The organism is Arthrobacter sp. TJ-266, from assembly GCF_058269115.1.
The window spans coordinates 667,977-685,204 of sequence record NZ_JBZCNC010000002.1 but is presented as its reverse complement, the minus strand read 5'-3'; the positions used below and the strand labels follow the sequence as shown (position 1 = coordinate 685,204).

16 protein-coding genes are annotated in these 17,228 nt (G+C 68.6%); 10 read left to right on the top strand and 6 right to left on the bottom strand.

Annotated features, from left to right (window positions below; all coding sequences use genetic code 11):
- The first annotated feature begins 102 nt into the window (after window positions 1-102).
- From AC4D12_RS07930 to nrdF, 5 genes are all read left to right on the top strand, one after another.
- The gene (locus AC4D12_RS07930; RefSeq protein ID WP_490949519.1) at window positions 103-1,308 is read left to right on the top strand and encodes a class I SAM-dependent methyltransferase; all 1,206 of its coding nucleotides are present in this window, start codon (window positions 103-105) and stop codon (window positions 1,306-1,308) included.
- A gap of 470 nt (window positions 1,309-1,778) precedes the next feature.
- Window positions 1,779-2,024 (top strand): glutaredoxin-like protein NrdH, encoded by a 246-nt coding sequence (nrdH, locus tag AC4D12_RS07925; RefSeq protein WP_490949346.1) that lies wholly within the window; start codon window positions 1,779-1,781, stop codon window positions 2,022-2,024.
- A gap of 39 nt (window positions 2,025-2,063) precedes the next feature.
- Complete coding sequence (nrdI, locus tag AC4D12_RS07920; RefSeq protein WP_490949345.1) at window positions 2,064-2,528, top strand: class Ib ribonucleoside-diphosphate reductase assembly flavoprotein NrdI; 465 nt, start codon at window positions 2,064-2,066, stop codon at window positions 2,526-2,528.
- Window positions 2,525-4,684 carry a class 1b ribonucleoside-diphosphate reductase subunit alpha gene (nrdE, locus tag AC4D12_RS07915; protein ID WP_490949344.1) on the top strand — a complete coding sequence of 720 codons (2,160 nt, stop codon included), beginning with the start codon at window positions 2,525-2,527 and terminating at the stop codon, window positions 4,682-4,684. Before nrdI ends, nrdE begins: the two co-directional genes overlap by 4 nt.
- Before the next feature lie 79 nt (window positions 4,685-4,763).
- The gene (nrdF, locus tag AC4D12_RS07910) at window positions 4,764-5,738 is read left to right on the top strand and encodes a class 1b ribonucleoside-diphosphate reductase subunit beta (protein WP_490949343.1); all 975 of its coding nucleotides are present in this window, start codon (window positions 4,764-4,766) and stop codon (window positions 5,736-5,738) included.
- A gap of 95 nt (window positions 5,739-5,833) precedes the next feature.
- Here the strand turns inward: nrdF and AC4D12_RS07905 are convergent, their stop codons facing one another.
- The 3 genes from AC4D12_RS07905 to AC4D12_RS07895 all read right to left on the bottom strand — a co-directional run bounded on the left by AC4D12_RS07905 (window position 5,834) and on the right by AC4D12_RS07895 (window position 8,435).
- The gene (locus AC4D12_RS07905) at window positions 5,834-6,868 is read right to left on the bottom strand and encodes an AAA family ATPase (protein ID WP_490949342.1); all 1,035 of its coding nucleotides are present in this window, start codon (window positions 6,866-6,868) and stop codon (window positions 5,834-5,836) included.
- A 207-nt stretch (window positions 6,869-7,075) separates the two neighbouring features.
- A complete protein-coding gene (locus AC4D12_RS07900) occupies window positions 7,076-7,498 on the bottom strand; it encodes a hypothetical protein (protein WP_490949341.1) in 423 nt (140 codons plus the stop codon).
- 49 nt (window positions 7,499-7,547) lie between these two features.
- Entirely contained in the window at window positions 7,548-8,435 is an 888-nt protein-coding gene (locus tag AC4D12_RS07895; protein ID WP_490949340.1) for a ribonuclease Z, read from the bottom strand.
- A gap of 240 nt (window positions 8,436-8,675) precedes the next feature.
- Between AC4D12_RS07895 and AC4D12_RS07890 the strand changes: the two genes are divergently transcribed.
- The 3 genes from AC4D12_RS07890 to AC4D12_RS07880 all read left to right on the top strand — a co-directional run bounded on the left by AC4D12_RS07890 (window position 8,676) and on the right by AC4D12_RS07880 (window position 11,197).
- Complete coding sequence (locus AC4D12_RS07890) at window positions 8,676-9,458, top strand: CPBP family glutamic-type intramembrane protease (protein ID WP_490949518.1); 783 nt, start codon at window positions 8,676-8,678, stop codon at window positions 9,456-9,458.
- On the top strand, window positions 9,455-10,078 hold the full coding sequence (locus AC4D12_RS07885; protein ID WP_490949339.1) for a DNA alkylation repair protein: 624 nt from the start codon (window positions 9,455-9,457) through the stop codon (window positions 10,076-10,078). Before AC4D12_RS07890 ends, AC4D12_RS07885 begins: the two co-directional genes overlap by 4 nt.
- Before the next feature lie 117 nt (window positions 10,079-10,195).
- The gene (locus AC4D12_RS07880; protein WP_490949338.1) at window positions 10,196-11,197 is read left to right on the top strand and encodes an extracellular catalytic domain type 1 short-chain-length polyhydroxyalkanoate depolymerase; all 1,002 of its coding nucleotides are present in this window, start codon (window positions 10,196-10,198) and stop codon (window positions 11,195-11,197) included.
- Between the two features lie 16 nt (window positions 11,198-11,213).
- Here the strand turns inward: AC4D12_RS07880 and AC4D12_RS07875 are convergent, their stop codons facing one another.
- Together AC4D12_RS07875 and AC4D12_RS07870 are read right to left on the bottom strand one after the other, a co-directional pair.
- Window positions 11,214-11,978: a glycosyltransferase family 2 protein gene (locus tag AC4D12_RS07875; RefSeq protein WP_490949337.1), complete on the bottom strand. Its 765-nt coding sequence runs from the start codon at window positions 11,976-11,978 to the stop codon at window positions 11,214-11,216.
- Window positions 11,979-12,039: 61 nt separating this feature from the next.
- A complete protein-coding gene (locus AC4D12_RS07870) occupies window positions 12,040-13,158 on the bottom strand; it encodes an SGNH/GDSL hydrolase family protein (RefSeq protein ID WP_490949336.1) in 1,119 nt (372 codons plus the stop codon).
- A gap of 361 nt (window positions 13,159-13,519) precedes the next feature.
- On the opposite strand from AC4D12_RS07870, the gene AC4D12_RS07865 reads away from it, so the two are divergent.
- Entirely contained in the window at window positions 13,520-14,377 is an 858-nt protein-coding gene (locus tag AC4D12_RS07865) for a Rieske (2Fe-2S) protein (protein ID WP_490949335.1), read from the top strand.
- A 46-nt stretch (window positions 14,378-14,423) separates the two neighbouring features.
- Here AC4D12_RS07865 and AC4D12_RS07860 read toward each other — a convergent pair whose 3' ends face one another.
- Window positions 14,424-16,046, bottom strand: coding sequence for a DHA2 family efflux MFS transporter permease subunit (locus AC4D12_RS07860; protein WP_490949334.1), 1,623 nt, complete (start codon window positions 16,044-16,046; stop codon window positions 14,424-14,426).
- A gap of 314 nt (window positions 16,047-16,360) precedes the next feature.
- Between AC4D12_RS07860 and AC4D12_RS07855 the strand changes: the two genes are divergently transcribed.
- Window positions 16,361-17,137 carry a thioesterase family protein gene (locus tag AC4D12_RS07855; RefSeq protein WP_490949333.1) on the top strand — a complete coding sequence of 259 codons (777 nt, stop codon included), beginning with the start codon at window positions 16,361-16,363 and terminating at the stop codon, window positions 17,135-17,137.
- The last annotated feature ends 91 nt before the right edge of the window (window positions 17,138-17,228 follow it).

Below are 17,228 nucleotides of genomic sequence, written 5' to 3'. Positions count from 1 at the left end.
GTGACAGACCTCGACCCCGGCACGACCACCGGCACCCCCGCCCCTCAGGACAGGACCGTCGAGGGCCTTCCCGGTGGCGGGGTCGCGGGCAAGCTCGCCGCGATCCTCGCGCCGATCGTCGGGGGAGCGCTGCCCGTGCACCTCGTGGCCTGGGACGGCAGTACCGCGGGCGCGTCCGACCAGCCCGAGGTCCGCCTGAACAGCGTCAACGCGCTGCGCCGGATCCTCTGGAGCCCGGGCGAGCTAGGCGTCTCGCAGGCCTACGTCACCGGGGAACTGGACGTACCGGGCTCACTCGAGCACGCGCTCACCCATCTCTGGACCGTCATCGGCCGGCGCGGGTTGTCCATGCCGAGGCTGACCCCCCAGCTCCTCCTTCAGCTCGGGAAGGTCGCGCGGGAGGTCGGGGCGCTCGGCGCGCCGCTGCCCGCACCGGCGTCGCAGGCGAAGATCAAGGGGCGCCTCCACAGCCTGCTCCGGGACCGCGCTGCGATCAGTCACCACTACGACCTCTCCAACGACTTCTACGGCCTGATCCTCGACGACCACATGGCGTACTCGTGCGGGTACTGGCTCTCCGAGGAGCCCGGCTACACGCTCGAGGACGCCCAGCGCGACAAGCTGGACCTCGTCTGCCGGAAAGTGGGCCTCGACGCCGCTCCGGGCCTGCGGTTCCTGGATGTGGGCTGCGGTTGGGGTTCGCTCAGCCTGTACGCCGCGGAGCACTTCGGCGCGAAGGTCACCGGCGTCACCATCTCGAAGGAGCAGAAGGCGTTCATCGACCAGCGGATCGCGGAGCGCGGCCTCGGCGACCGCGTCGAGATCAGGCTGCAGGACTACCGTGACGTGAACGACGGCCCCTACGACGCCGTCGCGTCCCTCGAGATGGGGGAGCACGTGGGCCAGGAGAACTACGGCACGTACACCTCCACGCTGTTCCGGAACGTGGTTCCCGGCGGCAAGGTGCTCGTCCAGCAGATGTCGCGGCACGGCAAGCACCCCGGCGGCGGCCCGTTCATCGAATCGTTCATCGCGCCCGACATGCACATGCGCCCGGTGGGGGACACCGTCACCCTGATCGAGGGAGCCGGCTTCGAGATCAGGGGTGTCCAGGCCCTCCGGGAGCACTACGTCCGCACCATCGACGCCTGGCACGAGCGCTTCGAAGCGAACTGGGACGAGGCCGTGGCGATGATGGGCGAGGAGGTTGCCCGCGTGTGGCGGCTCTACATGGTGGGAGCGTCCATGACCTTCCGCGACGGTCGGATGGGCGTCGACCAGATCCTCGCGCAGCGCCCGTCCCGCTAGACGCCCGCACAGCCGGCACTCCTCGATCACGAGGGGTGCCGGCTGTCGTCGTTCCTGCCCTGCCCGGAGAGGGTCGGCGCACCTGGAGACGGTCCGGCCGCCGTCGGAACGGTGCAGCACGACACGCCGAGGACACGGCGACACGACGTCGTTTCTGCCTGTGCGGAAGTACTCCACAGCTCTGTGGACGACGCCTCGGATCGCGCCTCGAAGAGCGCCGTTCCGGGCTTTTCGTGGCCCGTCGTCTGTGGACATCATGTGGACTACTCGGAGCAGGAATGACATACTTGTAATACATCATGTGGGGGTCTGCCTCAGTCGGTCGCACTAGATGTAGTATCGAAGGACAGAACAGCCGCTGGTCGGGCACGAGCCCCACGGCGCGGGAATCCCCGGATTTCACCCCCTTCCCGGGGCCGCGCACAGCCCGCAGCACCACGAGTCAGCAGTAGAGGAAAAGGGGACAGGACATGACCGTCACGGTCTACACGAAGCCGGCCTGCGTACAGTGCAACGCCACGTATCGCGCTCTGGACAAGAAGGGCATCGCCTACCAGAGCGTCGACATCTCGCAGGACCCCGCGGCTCTCGAGCGTGTCCGCTCGATGGGCTACATGCAGGCTCCCGTGGTCATCACGGACAACGACCACTGGTCCGGGTTCCGTCCCGACAAGATCAGCGCCATCGGCGACTCCACCGTCAGTTCGGTGGCCTGAGCGGTTCCCGGAGGGGAACCGGTCAGCACGATCATCGCGATGAGCGCCGGAGTGGACGAGCGGGTCGCCCAGGCGGCCGACGCCGGTGAGGCCGAAGGGCCCGTCACCGACGCCTCGCTGATCTACTTCTCGTCGGTCTCCGACAACACCCACCGGTTCGTGGAGAAGCTAGGCATCCGGGCAGCACGTCTGCCCGTGCTCACGAAGGCTCCCACGCTCACCGCCACCCGCCCGTACGTCCTGGTCCTCCCCACCTACGGAGGCATCACGGGCAAGGGGGCGGTTCCGCGGCAGGTGGTGAAGTTCCTGAACGAACCACAGAACCGCACCCTCCTCCGGGGGGTCATCGGGGCAGGCAACACCAATTTCGGTGAGACCTACTGCCGTGCCGCCGACGTCGTCGCCGCGAAGTGCGACGTCCCCGTTCTGTACAGATTTGAAGTCATGGGCACGTCCGAGGACGCGGACCGAGTCACCCGAGGATTGGAAGAGTTTTGGACATGAGTGTTGCAGAGACCGAGACGGGCGCTCCCGCCGCGACGGTGGACCGTTTCAAGGACCTGGGCTACCACGAGCTCAACGCCATGCTGAACCTGTACGGACCGGACGGTGAGATCCAGTTCGACGCCGACCGCGAGGCCGCGCACCAGTACTTCCTCCAGCACGTGAACAACAACACCGTGTTCTTCCACGATCTCGAGGAGAAGCTCGACTACCTCGTGAAGAACGAGTACTACGAGCGCGAGACGCTCGACCAGTACACGATGAACTTCGTCCGTGATCTCTTCAAGCGTGCCTATGCCAAGAAGTTCCGCTTCGAGACGTTCCTCGGCGCCTTCAAGTACTACACCTCGTACACGCTGAAGACGTTCGACGGGAAGCGCTACCTCGAGCGCTACGAGGACCGCGTGTGCATGGTGGCCCTCCACCTGGCTCGCGGCAACCAGCAGCTCGCCGAGCAGATGGTGGACGAGATCATCGACGGCCGCTTCCAGCCCGCCACCCCCACCTTCCTCAATGCCGGCAAGCGCCAGCGCGGCGAGCTCGTCTCCTGCTTCCTGCTCCGCATCGAGGACAACATGGAGTCGATCGGCCGCTCCATCAACTCCGCACTGCAGCTCTCCAAGCGCGGCGGTGGAGTCGCGTTCGCGCTGACGAACATCCGCGAGGTCGGCGCGCCGATCAAGCAGATCGAGAACCAGTCCTCCGGCGTCATCCCCGTGATGAAGCTCCTCGAGGACAGCTTCTCCTACGCCAACCAGCTCGGCGCCCGTCAGGGTGCCGGCGCGGTGTACCTGCACGCGCACCACCCGGACATCAACCGCTTCCTCGACACCAAGCGCGAGAACGCGGACGAGAAGATCCGCATCAAGACGCTGTCCCTCGGCGTCGTCGTCCCGGACATCACCTTCGACCTGGCCAAGCGCGACGAGGACATGTACCTGTTCTCGCCGTACGACGTCGAGCGCGTGTACGGGATGCCGTTCTCCGACATCTCCGTCACCGAGAAGTACTACGAGATGGTGGACGACGCCCGGATCAAGAAGACCAAGATCAAGGCCCGCGAGTTCTTCCAGACCCTCGCGGAGATCCAGTTCGAGTCCGGCTACCCGTACATCATGTTCGAGGACACCGTGAACCGGGCCAACCCGATCGACGGCAAGATCATCATGTCCAACCTGTGCTCGGAGATCCTCCAGGTCTCGCAGCCCACCACGTACAACGAGGACCTTTCCTACGACCACGTGGGCAAGGACATCTCCTGCAACCTCGGGTCGATGAACATCGCGAAGACCATGGACTCGCCGAACTTCGCTCTCTCCATCGAGACCGCCATCCGCACACTGTCCGCCGTCTCGGACATGAGCCACATCAGCTCGGTGCCTTCGATCGCCGAGGGCAACGATGCCTCGCACGCCATCGGCCTCGGCCAGATGAACCTGCACGGCTACCTCGCCCGTGAGCGCGTCCACTACGGCTCCGAAGAGGGCCTGGACTTCACGAACATCTACTTCTACTCCGTGGTGTACCACTGCATCCGGGCGTCGAACCTGATGGCCATCGAGACCGGCCGCACGTTCGCCGGCTTCGAGCGTTCCACGTACGCCAGCGGCGAGTTCTTCGACAAGTACACGGAGCGTGCCTGGGAGCCGACCACGGCGCGGGTGCGGGAGCTCTTCGCGAACGTGCACATCCCCACGCAGGAGGACTGGCGCGCGCTGAAGGCCTCGGTCATGGAGCACGGCATCTACAACCAGAACCTGCAGGCCGTCCCGCCCACCGGCTCGATCTCCTACATCAACAACTCGACGTCCTCCATCCACCCGGTGGCGTCGAAGATCGAGATCCGCAAGGAAGGCAAGATCGGCCGCGTGTACTACCCGGCGCCGTACCTGACGAACGACAACCTGGAGTACTACCAGGACGCCTACGAGATCGGCTTCGAGAAGATCATCGACACCTACGCCGCTGCCACGCAGCATGTGGACCAGGGCCTGTCCCTGACGCTGTTCTTCAAGGACACCGCCACGACGCGCGAGATCAACAAGGCGCAGATCTACGCCTGGCGCAAGGGCATCAAGACGATCTACTACATCCGCCTGCGCCAGCTGGCCCTCGAGGGTACCGAGGTCGAGGGCTGCGTCTCCTGCATGCTCTAGCAGTCCCCGCGGCCAGGACGTCGGTCCGGCGTGGCATCATCGGCACCAGGTACCACCAACCTCAGACAAGGAACACACCATGAGCGGGAAACTGAAGCTCGTCGACCAGGTCCAGGCCATCAACTGGAACCGCATCCAGGATGACAAGGACGTCGAGGTCTGGAACCGACTGGTGAACAACTTCTGGTTACCGGAGAAGGTGCCGCTGTCCAACGACGTCCAGTCCTGGGCCACGCTGACGCCGGACGAGCAGCAGCTCACCATGCGCGTGTTCGCCGGACTGACGCTGCTGGACACGGTGCAGGCCACTGTGGGCGCCGTAAGCCTCATCCCGGATGCGATCACGCCGCACGAGGAGGCCGTGCTCACGAACATCGCGTTCATGGAGTCCGTGCACGCCAAGAGCTACTCGTCGATCTTCTCCACGCTGGCCTCCACCAAGGAGATCGACGAGGCGTTCCGCTGGTCCACGGAGAACGTGAACCTTCAGAAGAAGGCGAGCATCGTCACGGAGTACTACCGCGGCGATGATCCCCTGAAGCGCAAGGTCGCCTCGACGCTGCTCGAGAGCTTCCTGTTCTACTCCGGCTTCTACCTGCCGATGTACTGGTCCTCCCGCGCCAAGCTCACGAACACCGCTGACCTGGTGCGCCTGATCATCCGCGACGAGGCCGTGCACGGCTATTACATCGGGTACAAGTTCCAGCGTGGCCTCGAGAGCGCGACGCCGGAGCGCCGCCAGGAGATCAAGGACTACGCGTTCGAGCTGCTCTTCGAGCTGTACGAGAACGAGGTCCAGTACACCCACGACCTGTACGACGGCGTGGGTCTGGCCGAGGACGTCAAGAAGTTCCTGCACTACAACGCCAACAAGGCGCTGATGAACCTCGGCTACGAGGCGATGTTCCCGTCGTCCGTCACCGATGTGAACCCGGCGATCCTCTCGGCGCTGTCACCGAACGCCGACGAGAACCACGACTTCTTCTCCGGCTCGGGTTCCTCCTACGTGATCGGCAAGGCCGTGAACACCGAGGACGAGGACTGGGACTTCTAGGTCTCGACGCACCGCTCATGTAACCAGAAGTAGGCCCGGTCGGGACGTCCGACCGGGCCTACTTCCATGTCCGATCCCTTACACCGCCGGGTGCTTCAGGTAAGCCAGCTCCACCACCGGGACGGTTCGGGCTCCGGTCCGGGCTCGGGCTCCGGCTCCCCGCCGAGGGCCTGTGCGGCCTCGACGAGGTCCGTGGCGGTGAGCGTCATGACGTCGTCGCGGTCGAGCGCGTCGAGCTGCTGGTCAGGGTCGAGGGACAGCCTCAACGCCTGCCGGTTGAGCGACTGCTCGAACAGCGTGCGGGCGAAGCGGGCGTTTCCGGAGTCCTCCCCGACGTGGAGGCCCAGGAAGATGCGGCGCAGCATTTCGTCCGCGCCCTCGGCGAGGACGTACTCGTGCTGCGCGAGCATCTGGTGGAAGATCGTCCGGAGTGCGTCGACCGAGTAGTCAGGGAAGGTGATCTCCCGGGCGAAACGGGACCTCAGACCGGGGTTGGAGAGCAGGAACGCCTCCATCAGCTGCGGATATCCGGCCACGATGACCACCAGTCGATGACGGTGGTCCTCCATCCGCTTGAGCAGGACCTCGATGGCCTCCGGCCCGAAGTCCATCCGGCCGTCGTCGGGCGTCAGGGCGTAGGCCTCGTCGATGAAGAGGACGCCGTCGAGCGCCCGCCGGATCACCCGGTCGGTCTTGAGGGCGGTGGCCCCGACGTACTGCCCCACGAGTCCGGACCGGTCCACCTCCACGAGATGGCCCTTCTGCAGCAGGCCCACCGCGCGGTACATCTCCGCGAGGAGGCGTGCCACGGTGGTCTTGCCTGTCCCGGGATTGCCGAGGAACACGAGGTGCTGGGACGTCGCCACCTCGGGCAGACCGTGCGCCTTCCGCCGTGCCTGCACCTGGAGGAGGGCGACGAGCGCACGCACCTGCTCCTTCACTGTGTCCAGACCCACGAGGGCGTCGAGCTCGGCCTGTACCTCCGCCAGGGGTCGAGCCGGACCGGGACGCGTAGAGAAGTACTCTCCGCGCAGGTCATCGACGCGTTCCGAGCCCGACGTCTTGAGCTGGTCGGTCAGGTGGCTCAGGGTCTCGCGGATGTCATCGAGCGGATTACGGCCGGCGGCCATGGCGTCCTCCTGTGCAGCTGGTCGTCCGCGGCCGTCGATTTCCCCCGGGAAAGGGTCAACACGGATCTCACGGAGCGGCGTGGGCCCACCAGTCCGACGGGATCCTCACCACGCTATCGCAGTTCGTGAAGCGGTACCCGAACATCACGGTGGTGGTCTTCTGTGCACATGGGTCATGCGACCGCGCGTCGACCGGCCTGGTGGTAATCAGGTAGGCCGCTCGGCTGAGTGCCTCAGGTCCCGCACGACGCGCACGAGCGCCACGGTGAGGGCGCCCGCCACCGGTGTCCACACCGCGCGCTCGACGCGCGACGGCGAAGCGAGGTTCATGGCCGTCCCGAGCGCCATCAGGGCCGTCACGACGGTGAGCACCCGACGCTTGGCGATCCTGCTCCGGGTGGTCAGGGTCAAGGCCGACAGCCCGCCGTAGAGGAGGGTCGCCCCGGCACTCGAGGCACGGAGGCGCGCCGGGAGGGTGCCGCGGTGACCGCCTCCGTAGGACGCGCCTCCCCACGGCGCTCCAGCGGCCAACCCCGCCTGGAAGGCCGCAATCACGAGGAACAGGGCCGCCGCGATTCTCTCGGCGGGCGAGGAGGAGATCCGGGCACTCGTGTTCATATGCTGCTGCATGATCGCATCCTAGCTACCTGCCCGTGCACGGGCCTCAGAGCTGTTGGCTTCAGCCGCGCTGCCGGTCCGGGAAGGCGATGCGGTCGAGATCCTCAGCCGCCACCACCGTGGCGTTTCCGGCAGTGGCCCGGGCCTGGGCCGCCAGCACCGACACGTCGTCGTACCGTGAGGAGAAATGCGTCAGGACGAGGGACGCCGCGCCGGCCGTTCGCGCGATCGAGCCGGCTTGCCCCGCCGTCAGGTGGAGGTAGCGTTCGGCCAACGCGGCGTCGTCGGCGCTGAACGTACTCTCCGCCACCAGGAGATCGACGCCGTCCGCGAGGGCGAGGGCGCCGTCGCAGACGGCCGTGTCCATCACGAACGCGAAGCGTCGGCCCGGGCGGGGGACCGAGACGTCCTCGAGACGCACGGCGCCCAGCCGCCCGTCGCGCTGGAGGCGTCCTACGTCGGGCCCCGCGATCCCGGCCCCGGTCAGGAGGGCGGGGACGAAGCTTCGACCGTCGGGTTCCACCAGCCGGTACCCGAAGGCGTCGATGCGGTGGCGCAGGGGCTCGACGTCGAGCCCGGGGGCTACTGGTCCGGCGGCGCCGTGCGGCACGAGGTGGAGATCGAGGCCGGGCGTCGCGAGTGACACCAGCGCGCGCACCACGTCCTCGCCCGAGGCGGGAAAGTGCAGGTGCACGGGGTGCTGCACGCCGTCGAGCACCATCCGGGAGAGCACGCCGGGCAGCCCCAGGCAGTGATCGCCGTGCACGTGGGTCAGGCAGATCCTCGTGATCCGCGACGCCGGGACACCCGCGAAGGTGAACTGTCGCTGGGTGCCCTCACCGGGGTCGAAGAGGATGCCCTCACGCTCCCAGCGGAGGAAGTAGCCGTTGTGGTTGCGCGTGCGGGTGGGGACCTGGGATGCCGTTCCGAGGACGACGAGCTCGCGCATGCCTCCAGTGTGGCAGCAGTCGGATCAGCACCGGGATCAGGGGCTGATCGGCGGTCCACGCGCCAGAACCCGGTGGACGCGGCGGCCTGCTGCGGAAAGAATGGTGCGACGACCTCGCGGAGCCCTGCCAGGCGCAGGCCGCCGACCAAGGAGCATCTCGTGGAGCAGCAGGCATCGACTGCGGACCGCCCCCGTTCGGGCGATGTCCGGCGTGACTGGAAGCAGGGGCCCTCCACGGTCCTGTCACGGGAGCTCATTCCCGCTGCCCTCGTCTCGCTCTCGGGCTTCGTGCTCCTCGTGCTGCATCAAGCCGTCGCCGGATATCTCGTGCTCGCCGTCGCGCTGGGAATCGCCGCGGTGATCAACAGGGCCCTGTTCAGGGATCTGCTCCTCATCGCCTTCGGTCTGCTGGTCATGACCCTCGTTCCCATCACCACCGACATCAGCGTGGAGCACATGACCGTCATGGGGGCCGCGATGATCGTCGCCGTCGGTGTTCCGTATGCGGTGTCACGCTTCGTCTACCGTGACCACGCCATCACGTACCCCGTCCGGACCGGTCAGTCGTGGACGCGCGCGGAGAAGTGGTATCTACCGGTCGTCGTGCTGCTGGGATACGCACTGCTGCCCGCCTACATGCTGGGCACGGGCGTCTACACGAACTGGCCGGCTGCGCGTGAGCCCGACGAGATCGTCCGACTCTTCGTCGGCACCAACGGGCTCGGCATCTGGGACGAGCTGTTCTTCATCTGCACCGTCTTCGCGCTGCTCCGCCGCCATCTCCCGATGCTGCAGGCGAACCTCCTGCAGGCGGTCCTCTTCACGAGCTTCCTGTGGGAGCTCGGGTTCCACGCCTGGGCACCCCTCTTCATCTACCCGTTCGCGCTCCTGCAGGCCTTCATCTTCACGCGGACGCGATCGCTCTCCTACATCATCTGCGTGCACCTGCTCTTCGACCTCGTGCTGTTCCTCGTCCTGATCCACGCCCACACGCGTGAATGGCTCGACATCTTCCTCTGGTGACGGACGGGGAGAGCGGAGCGGCGGCCTTCATCGACGCGGCGCTGCAGTACGAGAGCACCTGGCAGCGCGCCGAGGAGTACGAGCGGCGGCACGGTCCGGACGTCGCCCACTACGGTGCCTCGACGGGCGCGGTCCGCGGGACCATCCGCGACGCCCGGCGTCGCTATCCGGAGCTCGGGCACGACGACGTCACCTCCCTCGCCTCGGAGTTGTGGCAGCGGCCTGTCTTCGAGCGGCGGCTCGCCGCGGTGGTCCTCCTGCAGGCGTTCGTGCCGGTCCTGCGTGCCACGGACCTCACGCGCGTCGAGGGGTTCCTGAGGACGGCGCAGCTCGAGGACCTCGTCGATCCGCTGGCCGTCGACGTCGTCGGGCCCTTGCTCCTCCGCCTCGAGGGGCAGGACGCGGTCCGCGCGCGGTCCGTCGTCGAGCGGTGGGCGGCGGATGATGCGGCGTGGCTGCGACGCGCGGCCGTCCTCGTGCACCTTCCCGCGTTCCGGCAGGGCCGGGGCGACGACGCCGCCTTCCGACGCACCGTCCGGGCGACCGCCGCCGTGCGGCAGGGCCGGGTCGCCCTGGTCGAGGAGGCCCTCGACCTCGTGCGCGCTGTGGAGAGCGCGTGAGCGATACCTACCGGTTCGGGGCCGCGTAACACTGTGGCGCGCCTCCGTGCGGGCCGATAGGTTCGGGTGACGGATCGACCGACTTACCGACTGCCCGCTTCGATGAAGAGAGCCTCCATGCGCCGCCGCCGTTCCCCCTCCGCCCTCGCCCTCACGGCCCTCGTCCTCGCCGCGACCTTCGCGCACGTCCCGACCGCGCTGGGAGCGCCCGGCGGATCGATGGCGTCGCAGGATGCCAGAGCACGATGTGACCTCGACGCCGGGCGGTCGACGATCACGATCATGTCCGGTGGGCGCGAACGGTCCGCCGTGGTGCACGTGCCCGCGGCGGGAGGGGACAGGCCACTGCCGCTGGTTCTCGACCTGCACGGCAGCAACAGCACGCCCGCGGAGCAGCTCTCCCGCTCGCAGCTGGACGTGACGGCGGAGCGCGAGGGCTTCATCGTCGTCGCCCCGCAGGGGGCCATCCCGGCGCCCGCCGGCTTCGTGTGGAACGTCCCGTTCACCGCCACCGACGTACCGGGAGCGCCCGACGACGAGGCATTCCTCCGCGACCTGATCGGCACCCTGGCGGGCAGCGGCTGTGTCGACGACCGCCGCGTGTACGCGGCCGGCTACTCGGGCGGCGGCCGGATGGTGTCGCAGTTCGCCTGCGACAACCCCACGCTCGTGGCGGCGATCGCCCCCGTGGCAGGGCTGAGGGCCGGTGCTCCGGAGGCGACCGCGGCCGGCACCGTGCCGGACACGGACACGTGCTCACCGTCGCGGGGCGTCCCGGTGATCACGTTCAACGGGACCGCGGATCCGGTCAATCCCTTCGGCGGCGGCGGCGCCCCCTACTGGGGGTACGGCGCGCTCACGGCCTCGGAGCGCTGGGCGTCGATCAACGGGTGCAAGGGGAGCCGGCAGGCGACCGTGAGCACGAACGTGAATGTGATCGAGCATCGCGGATGCCGCGCGAATGCTGACGTGGTGCAGTACGTCATCACCGGTGGGGGCCACACCTGGCCCGGTGGCAACGCCGCCGCCTTCCCGGGAGCGGGCGTCACCACGCAGGAGATCAGCGCCAACGACCTCATGTGGGACTTCTTCGAGCAGCGCCGCACGCGCGGAGCCTGACCCGAGGCGGTACCCTTCAGCGGATGTCGATCGCCCTGATCAGCCGTCCGCGCAGGGCCGGCACCATGTGGTGCACGCCCATCAGCCCGATGCCGTACCTGCGGACGCGCCTCATGGACGTCGCGACCTTGAGCTGCGGGTCGATCTGCACCGCGTCGCGGCCCAGACGCCGGGCCACGCGCACGGAGAAGTCGATGTCCTCGTCGCGCGTGTCGATCGCGGTGCGCGCGAAGCCGCCGCTCCCGAGGTAGGCGGACGAACGGACGGCCATGTTGTGCCCGGCGACGAAGCGCAGATAGGCCGCGTCCACGTGGTGCGTGGCCATCATGATGCGGAGCAGGCGAAGTGCCCCGGGCATCAGCAGTTCGTCCCCCCAGCGGTAGTGGCGGTCGCGCAGGGGGATGCTGGTGCCACCGATCAGCTGCGTCCGCTCGTCCCGTCCGAAGGCCGCGTGGATGCGCTCGGACCAGTCCGCGGCGGGTTCGCTGTCGCCGTCGGTCCGGGCCACGATGCCGTAGCCGGCAGCGATGGCCGCACGGAACCCGGTGTCCGAGGCTGCGCCGGTACCCTTCTGTGGCTCATTGACGAGCGTCAGCGCCAGTTCGGGGTGACGCTCGGCGTACCGCAGCACGCGGTGCGCGGTGTCGTCCGTGGACGCGTTGTCCACCACGAAGACGTGCAGGCGGTCGTCACGCTGGGTCCGCAGAGCGTCCAGCGTGCGGTCGATGCCGGCTTCGTTGAAGACGGGGACGACGACGGCCAGGCGGTCGCTGATGCTCATTCCTCAACGATAAGCCGACTGAGTGATTCCCCGGACCACGCGATCAGGGGTGGCGCAGCGGTCAGTCGACCCGTTGCTGTTCGCGGTCGGAGCGCTCGGGACGGATGGCGATGACGACGTCGAGGTTCAGCGCGTGCAGTTCGCCCAGGAGGACGCCCGCCGCGCGGCGGTCTCCCTCGGCGTCCAGATGGACGTCGTCGGCCAGGTACTCCTCCAGTCCATGGACCGTGAGCCAGTCGCCCGCGGACACGAAGGGGATGCTCTTCTCCGCCGCCAGACTGCCGAGGAGGGCGTCCACCTCGTGGCGTCTGGCGCCGCCGTCCTCCGCGCTCCTGCTGAGCGTCCCGATCATCAGGAAGCGGGAGGAGGGGTACTCACGCTCCAACCCGGCGAGCAACGCCTCGGCATTGGCACGGATGGCCCCGTCCGATGCGCCGGTCGCGGCGTCGTTCCCGCCACCGGCGACGACGACGAGCGATGGGTCGCCATGGGGCAGCGCCCACACGTTGCCAGCGAAGGAATCGAGGTAGTTCAGGGCGTCGATCGACCGGTTGGCCGCGACGTAACCCGTGCCGCCGGCTCCCGCGAAGTGCACCTCGTACCCGAGGGTGCGCAGTGCGAGCTGCGGCCACGACTCCGGACGGGTGGACTGGGAGTCGCCGATGAGCACCGCCGTCCGGTCCACGGCCGCGACGACGGTCTCCTTGCGGCCCGTGACGGCATCGATGGTGATGCTGCCCACCGTGAGCGGGGGAGTGCGTCGGACCGCTGTGACGTTCCCCGCCGGCGTCAGACCTACCGGCGGCCGGCGAGCCCCGTGGGCGGACCGCGACGGATCGGACGCGGAGCCGGACGCTGCAGGAGCCGTGCGTGCGGGGTCGCCGGCAGGGGCCCGGACGGCTGCGGGGGATTCCGACGGTGAGGCTGCGGGAGCAGTCGGTGGGGCGGAGGCTTCGGCAGGACCGCCGGCGGCGCCCTCATCCACGGCGCGATCGGACAGGGCGCTGACCGAGGCCCGACCGGTCGAGGTGGGGCCGGACGGGCCTGGCGCCAGCGCGGACGGTGCAAAGCCCGCGGTCAGCGCGAGGGCCACGCCGATCGCGAGTGGACCGGCGGACACGGGACCGTTACGTCGTCGATCGACGCGCCGCCCGTGCGCGCCGGACATCCTGCTGTGCATCTGATCCGTCCTCACCGGACGCCCCCATCGGCGCTCTCCGGACAGCCTACCGAGGCGTTGCGACGGGGACCGTCAGGCACGCGTGACGTGTCCGCGTGGGCACGTGGACGCCAGGAACCGCAACGACGGGGAGGCACCGCTTCCTGCTTCACGTGTGCCGGCAGGATGAGCACCGCCGGATGTGCCGGCCCTCATCCGGCAGCGGATTCTCGCATCGATCCCGCCGAACACCAAAGGGACGGCGAGCAGCTGCGCGGCGGTTGTCCCGATCCGGGCCGGCTGCCACGGTGGAACCGGGCGGCACCGCGGTCAGCATCCGTGGAACCGGCGTCGTGGCGTCCGGGATCAGAAGGAGCAGTGGATGAACATCCTGCAGAGCGTGATCGACGGGCTCGAGCACGCGAAGGTCCTGGACCGCGTCGCCGATCCGATCGCCGCCGTCGTCTCGAAGGCCGTGCGGCCGCGTGCCATCCGGAACGTGCTGAGCGGCACGGCCATCGGCCACCACCTCCACCCCATGCTCATCGTCGTGCCCTCGGGCGCGTGGAGCATGGCGTCCTTCCTCGACCTCACCGGCGGCAAGGACTCGCACAAGGCCGCCGACATGCTGGTGACCGTCGGCATCCTCTCCGCCGTGCCCACGGCGATCACGGGCCTGCACGACTGGTCGGACACCCAGGAGAAGGAGCGCCGCGTGGGTATCGTCCACGCCGCCGGGAACTCCGTGGCCGTCCTGCTCTACACCGCGTCGGCGGTGGCGCGCGCGAAGGACAACCGCGCGCTCGGGGTCCTGCTCGGGCTGGGCGGCCTCGGATCGATGCTCTTCAGCGCGTTCCTCGGCGGGCACCTGAGCTACGCGAACGGGGTCAACGTCAACCGGACGGCATGGCACGAAGCTCCGAAGGAATGGACGCGCGTGGCCCGGACCGAGGACGTCGTCGAGGGCGGCCGCCACACCGTGGAGACCAACGGTGTGCCCATCCTCCTGCTGCGTCATGAGGGCCGGCTCACCGCGATGGACAGCGTGTGCAACCACCTCGGTGGCCCGCTGGAGCAGGGCAGCATCGAGGACGGGTGCATCACTTGCCCCTGGCACCAGAGCATGTTCAGGCTCGACGACGGCAAGAACTACCGCGGACCCGCCGCCGTGCCGCAGCCCGTGTACGAGACGCGCGTCACGAGCGACGGCTTCATCGAGCTGCGGCAACCGGCATCCTGACGCCCGGGCCGGGCCACGGGCCCTGACGCGCGGCCGGAAGGGAGGCCTAGTGGACGGGGGCCGCCGGCGCTCCGTCCGTGTCCGGGGCGCGGACGAAGAAGGACGCGACGACCGAGAACAGGAAGATCACGGCACCGCACAGGAAGGCCGCACGGATGCCACCCGCGAGAGCGGCGTCCTCGGCGGCGCCTTCACCGAGAAGCGACGTACTGCGCAGCGTCATCACCGAGATGAACAGAGCCGTGCCGGCGGCACCGGCCAGTTGCTGCACCGTCCCGAAGACCGCGCTGCCGTGCGAGTAGAGGTGCGGTCGCACCGAGCCGAGGGCGGACGTGAGCAGCGGCGTGAACATGAGGGCCAGCCCGACGCTGAGGATCACGTGCGCCGCGAGGATCAACCACACGGATGTGGTCTCCGTGACCTGCGTCATGAACCAGAAGACCGCGCTGACGAGCAGGGACCCGGGGACCAGGAGCACGCGTGGGCCGCGGCGGTCGTACATGCGACCCACCACCGGTCCCAGTAGACCCATGGCGAGGCCGCCGGGAAGGAGCAGCAGCCCCGAGTCGAGCGGGTCAAGCCCGAGCACCGTCTGCACGTAGATGGGGATGAGGATGATGGTCCCGAACAGCGCCATCATGGTCACCGCGATCGCGACGATCGAGACGGTGAAGTTGCGCGAGGTGAAGACGCGGAGATCGAGCAGAGCGGCGTCCCTGCGCTGCAGCATGAGCTGACGGGCGATGAACAGGCCGAGCGCCACGAGGCCTGCGACGAGGGGGACCCACGCGGGGAAGGCTGCATCGGCTGCTGCTTCGCCCAGCTGGCTGAGGCCGTAGATGAACCCGCCGAAGCCGAGGGCGGAGAGGATCACGGAGACGACGTCGATCCTGGACCGACGCGGCGTGGTGACGTTCTGCATCTTCCGGGCGCCGATGGCGAGGGCTGCGAGGGCGATCGGCAGCACGAGCCAGAAGATCCAGCGCCAGTCCAGCACGCTGAGGATGGCCCCCGAGATGGTGGGGCCGAGGGCGGGCGCCACCGAGATGACGATCGAGATGTTGCCCATGATCCTGCCGCGCGATGCCGGCGGCACCAGACTCATCACGGTGGTCATGAGCAGCGGCATCATGATGGCGGTCCCGCTGGCCTGCACCACGCGACCCACCACGAGGATCTCGAACCCGGGCGCCAGTGCGGCGATGAGCGTGCCGAAGCTGAAGAGCCCCATGGCGGCCATGAACACGGGACGCGTGTTGAACCGCTGGAGGAGGAACCCGGTCACGGGGATCACGACGGCCATGGTCAGCATGAACGCCGTGCTCAGCCACTGGCCGGCGCTCACGGTGATGCCGAGGTCCTCGACGAGTCGGGGGATCGCAACCCCCATGATCGTCTCGTTCAGGATCACCACGAACCCGGAGATCAGCAGCAGCGTGATGACGAGCTTGTCCCGGGCGGGCAGCGCCTCGGGCGCCTCGACGGTCGCCCGCGCACGTCGTCGATCAGCGGCGGACGGGGCGGCGGACGAGGATGGGGATGACGTGGCGGATGGAGTGGTGAACCCGGCGTCCGCCTCGACGGCGGGCCGGGTGGCTGTACCCGGCAGTGCGACGTCGTTCGGGCTGGGGAGCGCGTCGGAGACGCGCGAGGGGGGAGTCTGGGCCATGATGTTCCGCTCGGTTCGATTCTGGTACTGCTCCCCGCTCGGGAGCGCTTCCGGGTGCCGGATACAGGGCGGACCCGAGCGGGCCCGACGACGACCGGCTACTGAGCGGGAACCCCCGACCTCTGAAGTCTATTCCTCCCCCGTACCGTCCGCGCCCTCCGGAACTCCTGTTCATCCACCGGCCGGGTGGTGGATGAACCCCTCGGACGGCTCGGTTAGCATGACCGGATGTGCCGCACGGTTCCCGCGTGGTGATGGGGGCCGTGGCGGCCACGACCCATGACCGGCACACCCCACCGACCGAGGAGTCCAGCGTGCCCGAAGCCTTCTACCGATCCCTGGGCGCCGGCCGTTTCGCGTCGACCGTGCACGCGCAGGGGGCGTGGAACCCCGAGGAACAGCACATGGCACCCGTCTCCGGTCTGCTCACCCGGTGCCTCCTGGAGTGCGAGCCGCGTGACGGACTCCAGCTCGCACGGATCAGCTTCGACATCCACGGCATGATCCCCGGAGGCGAGTTCGAGGTGTCCACCGCCGTCGTCCGTCCGGGGCGGACCATCGAACTCCTCGAGGCGCGCATGGAAGCGCAGGGGCGCACCGCCGTCGTCGCGAGGGCGTGGCGCCTGGGCACCCAGGACACGTCCGCCGTGGCCGCCCTCGAGGACCCGCGGATGCCAGGGCCCGAGGAAGCGGGCCCGTACGAGGGGATGACGGCGTGGCCCGGCGGGTTCATCCGCTCCCTCGAGGTCAGGGTGGCACCCGGGCACCGGCCGGGGCGCGGGCAGGTGTGGCTTCGGAACCCGCACACGATGGTCGAGGGGGAGGACACGCCGGACGTCGTGCGGCTCGTCGGCATGATGGACGCGGCCAACGGCATCGCCTCCAGGGTGGCGCCGGGTGGCGGGAGCTGGCTGTTCCCGAACGTCGACCTGCAGATCCACCTGCACCGGCTGCCCCACGGCGAGTGGCTCGGGCTCGACACACGGGTGACCTTCGGCGCGAACGGCGTGGGACTCACCTCGAGCGTGGTGCACGACGTCGACGGCCCCTTCGGTCGGCTCGAGCAGATCCTCACCGTCCGGAAGCTCTGAACCGGCACTCCACCCGCGGAATGCGCGGCACCTCGTGCGGGTTGCACCGGACACCCCGGGAACACCGTTCCCGGGGCTCGACGACGAGAAC

What these genes read in the sequence shown, in the direction of transcription:
- nrdH (WP_490949346.1), top strand. Translation starts at nt 1,779, where the DNA reads ATGACCGTCACGGTCTACACGAAGCCGGCCTGCGTACAGTGCAACGCC.
- nrdI (WP_490949345.1), top strand. Translation starts at nt 2,064, where the DNA reads ATGAGCGCCGGAGTGGACGAGCGGGTCGCCCAGGCGGCCGACGCCGGT.
- nrdE (WP_490949344.1), top strand. Translation starts at nt 2,525, where the DNA reads ATGAGTGTTGCAGAGACCGAGACGGGCGCTCCCGCCGCGACGGTGGAC.
- nrdF (WP_490949343.1), top strand. Translation starts at nt 4,764, where the DNA reads ATGAGCGGGAAACTGAAGCTCGTCGACCAGGTCCAGGCCATCAACTGG.
- AC4D12_RS07905 (WP_490949342.1), bottom strand. Translation starts at nt 6,868, where the DNA reads ATGGCCGCCGGCCGTAATCCGCTCGATGACATCCGCGAGACCCTGAGC.
- AC4D12_RS07900 (WP_490949341.1), bottom strand. Translation starts at nt 7,498, where the DNA reads ATGCAGCAGCATATGAACACGAGTGCCCGGATCTCCTCCTCGCCCGCC.
- AC4D12_RS07895 (WP_490949340.1), bottom strand. Translation starts at nt 8,435, where the DNA reads ATGCGCGAGCTCGTCGTCCTCGGAACGGCATCCCAGGTCCCCACCCGC.
- AC4D12_RS07880 (WP_490949338.1), top strand. Translation starts at nt 10,196, where the DNA reads ATGCGCCGCCGCCGTTCCCCCTCCGCCCTCGCCCTCACGGCCCTCGTC.
- AC4D12_RS07875 (WP_490949337.1), bottom strand. Translation starts at nt 11,978, where the DNA reads ATGAGCATCAGCGACCGCCTGGCCGTCGTCGTCCCCGTCTTCAACGAA.
- AC4D12_RS07870 (WP_490949336.1), bottom strand. Translation starts at nt 13,158, where the DNA reads ATGCACAGCAGGATGTCCGGCGCGCACGGGCGGCGCGTCGATCGACGA.
- AC4D12_RS07865 (WP_490949335.1), top strand. Translation starts at nt 13,520, where the DNA reads ATGAACATCCTGCAGAGCGTGATCGACGGGCTCGAGCACGCGAAGGTC.
- AC4D12_RS07860 (WP_490949334.1), bottom strand. Translation starts at nt 16,046, where the DNA reads ATGGCCCAGACTCCCCCCTCGCGCGTCTCCGACGCGCTCCCCAGCCCG.